The sequence below is a fragment of the Alkalibacterium sp. m-11 genome (genome assembly GCF_054658155.1).
Genome location: NZ_BAAGIR010000112.1, coordinates 1 through 6,426 on the forward strand (window position 1 = coordinate 1; position 6,426 = coordinate 6,426).

The 6,426-nt window shown below is 46.2% G+C and carries 6 protein-coding genes; 4 read left to right on the plus strand and 2 right to left on the minus strand.

What is annotated here, in order from left to right; genetic code table 11:
* Window positions 1-90: 90 nt before the first annotated feature.
* Entirely contained in the window at window positions 91-546 is a 456-nt protein-coding gene (locus tag ACYQ2O_RS09735) for a cupin domain-containing protein (RefSeq protein WP_459796508.1), read from the minus strand.
* Window positions 547-619: 73 nt separating this feature from the next.
* Window positions 620-1,780, minus strand: a complete 1,161-nt coding sequence (locus tag ACYQ2O_RS09740) for an MFS transporter (protein ID WP_459796509.1) — start codon at window positions 1,778-1,780, stop codon at window positions 620-622.
* 283 nt (window positions 1,781-2,063) lie between these two features.
* On the opposite strand from ACYQ2O_RS09740, the gene ACYQ2O_RS09745 reads away from it, so the two are divergent.
* Genes ACYQ2O_RS09745 through ACYQ2O_RS09760 form a run of 4 tightly spaced genes read left to right on the plus strand, consistent with a single transcriptional unit; the run spans window position 2,064 to window position 6,267 of the window.
* Window positions 2,064-2,909 (plus strand): MurR/RpiR family transcriptional regulator, encoded by an 846-nt coding sequence (locus tag ACYQ2O_RS09745; RefSeq protein ID WP_459796511.1) that lies wholly within the window; start codon window positions 2,064-2,066, stop codon window positions 2,907-2,909.
* Between the two features lie 17 nt (window positions 2,910-2,926).
* Entirely contained in the window at window positions 2,927-3,799 is an 873-nt protein-coding gene (gene murQ, locus ACYQ2O_RS09750) for an N-acetylmuramic acid 6-phosphate etherase (protein ID WP_459796513.1), read from the plus strand.
* Window positions 3,800-3,848: 49 nt separating this feature from the next.
* Window positions 3,849-5,240, plus strand: coding sequence for a PTS transporter subunit EIIC (locus ACYQ2O_RS09755; protein ID WP_459796515.1), 1,392 nt, complete (start codon window positions 3,849-3,851; stop codon window positions 5,238-5,240).
* Entirely contained in the window at window positions 5,233-6,267 is a 1,035-nt protein-coding gene (locus ACYQ2O_RS09760) for a MupG family TIM beta-alpha barrel fold protein (RefSeq protein WP_459796512.1), read from the plus strand. Before ACYQ2O_RS09755 ends, ACYQ2O_RS09760 begins: the two co-directional genes overlap by 8 nt.
* Window positions 6,268-6,426 lie beyond the last annotated feature (159 nt).

Sequence of the window (6,426 nt, forward strand, 5' to 3'; positions counted from 1 at the left end):
GGGACTGCCTTTTGAGCCTACCCCTATCCGATTCCTCTGTCTGTATGAAGTCTGTGCAGACAAGAATGGAGTTCGTAGGAAGCCCCCACTTCAAAATCCAAAGGATTTAAGTGGTGGGTAGTTCACCAGATCGTCTTTAGTAAAGAGTCTGAATTCCGAAAAATCAAAGCCTGGGATGACTGCACAGCTGACCAGTGCGTAGCCTTGTTCGACAGTTGATCCGAAAATGGTTCCGGCCGCCAGGGTATGATGCAGCTGCTGGTCAGTTTCCAGTCCCAGGGTCGTCTCAGTATATGTCCCTTCTGGAGTCAGAGAATGAACCGTAAGTGGATTGCCGTCGTGGAAGAACCATAGTTCATCAGAAGACAGCCGATGAAAATGAGACGGGTTGTTTTCCGTCAGTAGAAAATAGATGTTAGTATATAAGGGCAAGTATCTGTCCGGCTTATTGTACTGGGTGTCGGACAGATCCGTCTGCCGGTAATATCCACCTTCGGGATGCGGCTTCAGATCGAGATCCTTGATCCATTGCTGAGCGGTTTTCATTGGATGACCTTCTCTCAGTGTGGTATTCCTTTGCTTACAGTTTATCATAGTCGGCTTACTGAAGAAGCAGTGCCTATAAGTTCTTCTGATGTGTCCTGTCGATCAGTACAGTCAGAACGAACAGCATGAGTGTCAGTGCAGCAAGAAAGACTGGAAACAGATCAATACCGATCGACTGGAACACCACACCTAGAAGTGGCGGAACAGCAATGATGCCGACGGAACCGGATGCGACCTGGAGCCCGATGATGCTACTGGAGAGCTGATCACCGAAGCGACGAGGCGTTTCATGCATCATTGTCGGGAAAATCGCAGCACAGCCCAGACCGATTAGAGCCAGCCCGATGTATAGCAAGGCATCAGTTCCAAATGCGGTGGCACCGATACCTACTATCAGCAGGACCATACTTAAATAGAGAATTTTCTGATTAGACAGCCAGAAGGTAACGAAGCCGGAAGCGACTCGTCCAAGCGTTAGACTGGTAAAGAAGATGGACAGGATAAAACTGGCTGTTGCCGGTGTCAGGTCTTTTATATTGATCAGATAGGTGCTCCCCCATAGGAACACGACTCCTTCAATCGATACATAAATCAGAAAAGATAGAAGGGAGTAACCGATGGCCTTGTTTTTTTTAAAGAGTGACGGTGTAAGGGACAGGCTATCATCCTGAGCCCGGACAGTGGATTCGCTCTGCCACATAGGAAGAGAGAAGAAAAGAACGAGAGCAATCAGGAGTTGTATCCCGGCAATCACAGCATAACCGACACGCCAGGAGAACTGACTTCTGAGGGTGAAGCCCATGATCAGAGGACCGGCTGTTGCGCCTACACCCCAGAAAGCATGAAGCCAGTTCATGTGGTAAGCCTTAAGGTTTGCTGAAACATAGTTGTTCAAGGAGGTGTCGATTGCACCGGCCCCTAATCCCAGCGGAAGCGCAACAACGAGCAGGAAGTAAAAGTGCCGGGATAGTGCGAATCCGGCCAGGCCTAAAGAAGTCAGGAGCACACTAGTGAACACAAGCTTGCCCGTTCCCATTTTTCTGGTCAGACGAGCGGTCTGCAAACTGGACAGCACCCCGCAGGCAGCTACAGTCATGGAGATGATACCTGCCGCACTTTGCTGAACAGGAAAGTCAGACTGCATTTCAGGCCAGGTAACACCTAAGAGTGAATCCGGCAGGCCGAGACTGATGTAAGTCAGGTAAATGATTAAGATAAAGATGATTTTCTTCACGCAAATGTCCTCCGCACGGTTATGTTATATGTAAAGTTACATGACGGTGTTTAAATCAAAGTGATGGATCCGTCATACCAGATAACTATAGGTAATTCGGCCATGTTTGTCAAAACCCATCAACTATAAAACAATATTCCTCGGAAGAACCAAAAAGTTTCATTAAAAATTCATATATAGGAATCGAATACATCATTGTGTGGTACTATGTTCCATATAGTAAGCGTTTCATTGACACTTAGTTTTATACTGATAAGATAAAGATGAAGAAGGAGATAAGACTATGGCCATAGCAACGATCAGATTAAAAGAATACAAGAAAGTAGCAAGTCCGACAGAAATGGCAGTGATCGATTTCATTCTGAAACATCCGGATGAAGCGAGTAGGCTGACAATCTACAAACTTGCAGAGAAGACTTTTTCTTCGCCTTCGACAATTATTCGACTATGCAAGAAGAATGGGTACACAGGATACAAAGATTTTTCGAAAGACCTGATATATGAGCAGGCAATCCGGTCAAACTATAAAGAAAAGAATATATCTGATCTCACGAGGACAGATGAAGTGGATGAGATTGTCAAGAAGGTCACCCATAAGAATATTCTTTCTCTGGAAGAAACAGCGCAGTTAATTGATAACGATGTCATTAAGGCAACTGTGGAAGAGATTTTGACATGCGAAAAGCTGTCTATATTTGGTATCGGGGCATCACTAATTGTAGCTAAAGATGCTCAGCTGAAGTTCACGCGGATCAACAAAATGTCTTATGTCAGCGAAGACTGGCACACGCAGCTGTTGATGGCAAAGAACATGAGCGAAAAAGATGTGGCGCTTATCATTTCCTATTCAGGACAGACTGAGGAAATGATCACGTGCGCCAAGGTAGCTAAAGAGAACGGAGCCAAGATCATCTCCATTACCAAAACGGGAGATTCACCAATCAACCAGATGGCAGATTACTCTCTTTATGTGGCCTCCAGTGAGTTCAGTTTCAGAAGTGGAGCGATGTCTTCCAGAATTGCTCAGCTGAATGTCGTAGATATTTTATATACCAGCTTTATTAATAGAATGTATGAACAATCCCTCGAAATCCTGGAGAAAACACAGATCAAGAAGGAGCGAGACTAGTGGTAGAATTAGGAAAAATGGAAACAGAGAAACAGAACCCGAACACGATGAATCTGGATGAAATGAGTATAAAAGAAGCATTGACGATTATGAACAGTGAAGATAAGAAGGTTGCAGAAGCCATTGGGGAGGTGATTCCTGAAATTGAGGAAGCTGTTCAAGTCATTACAACCCAGCTGAAAAAAGGAGGGAGACTGATTTATACTGGCGCCGGTACGAGTGGACGCCTTGGTGTGCTGGATGCGGCGGAATGCCCACCAACTTTCGGTACACCAAAAGAACAAGTTGTCGGTCTGATCGCAGGAGGCCAGCGGGCATTTACAGAGGCCATAGAAGGATCAGAAGACAGCAGAGAAATGGGTAAGGAAGATCTCAAAGCTATAGAGTTAAATGAAAACGATGTCGTCGTGGGACTGGCAGCGAGCGGCAGAACACCTTATGTCATCGGTGCGCTGAGCTATGCCAATGAAATCAGCACGCCGACCATAGCTATCGCCTGCAACAAGAACAGTGCAATAGGAAATGAAGCAAAGATTGCCATAGAAGCGGTCCCTGGACCGGAAGTGCTGACAGGCTCGACTCGTCTGAAAGCAGGCTCGACTCAGAAAATGATTCTGAATATGCTGTCTACTCTATCCATGGTAGGGATCGGAAAAGTATACAAGAACCTGATGGTCGATGTTCAGCCGACAAATGAAAAGCTCGTATCCCGTGCTGAGAATATTGTCATGAAGGCAACCGATGCAGACAGGGAAACAGCCAGAAAAACTTTAGCAGCCAGTGACGGAAAAGTCAAAATAGCCATAATTATGATTTTATTAGATATCGACAAAGACACTGCTGTTAAAAAACTGGAAGAATCGCAGGGACACATCAGAAAAGCTTTATAAGAAAAGGAGAATAGTCAATGTTAAAAACAATGAAACCCTGATTAAAGAAATCGTAGAAGCCGTTGGTGGTACGGAAAATATCAATTCTGCCACTAACTGTATGACACGCCTTCGTATGAATATTAAGGATAAAAGCAAGATCGACCAGGATACCCTTAAAAATACTGAAGGGGTCATGGGCGTAGTAGATGCTGAGACCCTTCAAGTTGTCGTTGGTCCTGGGAAAGCGAAGAAACTGGCTGACTTACTGATTGAAACATATAACGTTCCATCATCTTCAGACTCTTCCAATAACTGGCAGGACAACAAACAGGCTGTCAAAGACCGCCAGAACCAAGGTAAACTGAAAAGTGCACTGGAACTGATCGCAAATATCTTTATTCCAATGATTCCTGCTATTATTGCAGCCGGTATTTTCCAGGGATTCAGTAGTCTTCTTGGAACAATGCTCGGTGAAGGAACAATCAGTGGAGAGTTCTGGGACGGCATGCGAATCACGTTTGCTCTCATCGGAAACAGCTTCCTCGGTTACTTCGCAATCTTCACCGGTGTGAATGCAGCTAAACGTTTTGGAGCAACTGAAGCACTGGGTGGAATGATCGGTGCGGCATCAATCGCTGCTCCACTAGTTGAACTGTCCACTTTAGTTGGGCTTTACGATGCAGAAGAGCCGTTGAATTCCATTCTTACAACAGGTAAAGGCGGAATCATCGGAGTCATCTTCGGGGTCTATATATTATCTAAGATAGAAAAAGCTGTTCGTAAACGTGTGCCTGATGTACTGGACCTGATCGTCACGCCAGTTATCACCCTGCTCATCACTGTACTGCTGATGGCTTTCGTTATTATGCCACTTTCAGGATTCGCCTCAGACTTCCTGGTAGATGCCTTAAGTGTCATCATCGGATCTGAAAATATGTTTGTCAGTGTTCTGTCCGGTTACATTCTTGCAGCGGTGTTTCTTCCAATGGTTCTTCTTGGACTGCACCACGGCCTGATTCCAATTTATGCCATTCAACTTGAAGCGCTAGGCGGCGTATCATTGTTCCCAGTGCTTGCAATGGCTGGAGCCGGTCAAGTCGGTGCTGCAATTGCTATCTTCATCGTTGCTAAAAAAGCCAAGAACCAGCGCCTGCAGCAAGTCATTTCAGGAGCACTGCCTGCTGGAATACTGGGTATCGGTGAACCACTTATCTACGGTGTCACATTGCCTTTAGGTAAACCATTTATTACAGCTGGTCTTGGTGCCGGATTCGGTGGCGCTTATGTCATGCTGATGGGCGTTATGGCGAATGCCTGGGGTCCTTCTGGATGGGTCGCTCTTCCGCTGATGCAGGGGAACGGCATGCTGCACTATGGAATCGGCATCCTGCTTTCTTACGTTGCCGGATTCATCATTACCTTCCTGTTCATAAAAGCTAAGGACATTGAGCATGTCTAAATCTTTAGGGTTTTCGGTCTATGTTTCCCATTTCGAGAAACAGAAGCCGGCTCTTGAACAGTTAAAAGGACAAGGCACACCTATTTTCACCTCACTTCATATGAGTGAAGAAATGACTCGGGATTATGTCAATAAAGTTGAAGACATGTGTCAATGGCTCGCGGACAATGAGTTTTATGTGATCGCTGACGTCTCACCGGTCACGATTGAAAAATTTAATGAGCAGTCATTGAACACCTTAGCTGAACGTCTTCACCTGAACAACGTCCGGCTCGACTACGGGTTTGATCTGGATACGATCGAACTGGATGAGGCATTGGATCTGACATTCAATGCTTCAACAGTTCGGGAGACTGACAAACAGTTTTCAGACGCCCTATATATGCACAATTTTTATCCAAGGCCGGAAACAGGGCTGGAGCCTGAGCAGTTTGTCAAAATGAACCAGGCGATTCGAGCTGCTTCAGGCAGATTAGGAGCCTTCATAACTGGGGATGAGGAGCCTAGAGGGCCGATATACGAGGGACTTCCGACGCTTGAAGCACACCGGTCACAGTCGCCATACGCACAATACGTGGATCTAGTGAAACGGTATGCTGTAGATAATGTATTTGTGGGAGATGTCAGACTGTCTGATAAAGAATTGGACCTGATTCTGGCGTATAGCAGGGATGGCCTCGTCCGGCTTCCTGTTAAGTTTTCCGAGGAGAATCGTTATCTGTATGACCAGCCGTTTACAGTTCGGGTAGATTCTCCGTCAACACTTATTCGTGTGCAGGAGTCACGTGGGTATGCCCAGCCGGGGAGAACAGTGAGTGCGGCGCATACTACATCACGAACAAGAGGATCTGTGACTTTGGATAATGAAGGCTACAAGCGGTATTCGGGGGAAGTGCAGATAACGAAGAAGGATTATCCAGCAGATGAGCGAGTCAATGTCATCGGTAAGATAGCAGACAATCATCTGCTTCTTCTGGACAATCTGTCTAACGGAGACCGGTTCATGCTTGTGGAAGAAAATGATTGAAGAGGTAAACCAGCATCCCGCCCGGATGCTGGTTTTTTCGTGCGCCCGGCATGGGCGACAACTTGGTGGTGAAAGTCCACTACAGACTTGGCAGTAGGAACTGTTAGCGAAAGTCAAGGGTGTCCGCCGTGAGGCGGAATCTGAAGGAAGACGGACGCA

Excerpts from the sequence above, each read along its gene's own strand:
- ACYQ2O_RS09745 (WP_459796511.1), top strand. The coding sequence starts at position 2,064 with ATGGCCATAGCAACGATCAGATTAAAAGAATACAAGAAAGTAGCAAGT.
- ACYQ2O_RS09760 (WP_459796512.1), top strand. The coding sequence starts at position 5,233 with ATGTCTAAATCTTTAGGGTTTTCGGTCTATGTTTCCCATTTCGAGAAA.
- ACYQ2O_RS09735 (WP_459796508.1), bottom strand. The coding sequence starts at position 546 with ATGAAAACCGCTCAGCAATGGATCAAGGATCTCGATCTGAAGCCGCAT.
- murQ (WP_459796513.1), top strand. The coding sequence starts at position 2,927 with ATGGAAACAGAGAAACAGAACCCGAACACGATGAATCTGGATGAAATG.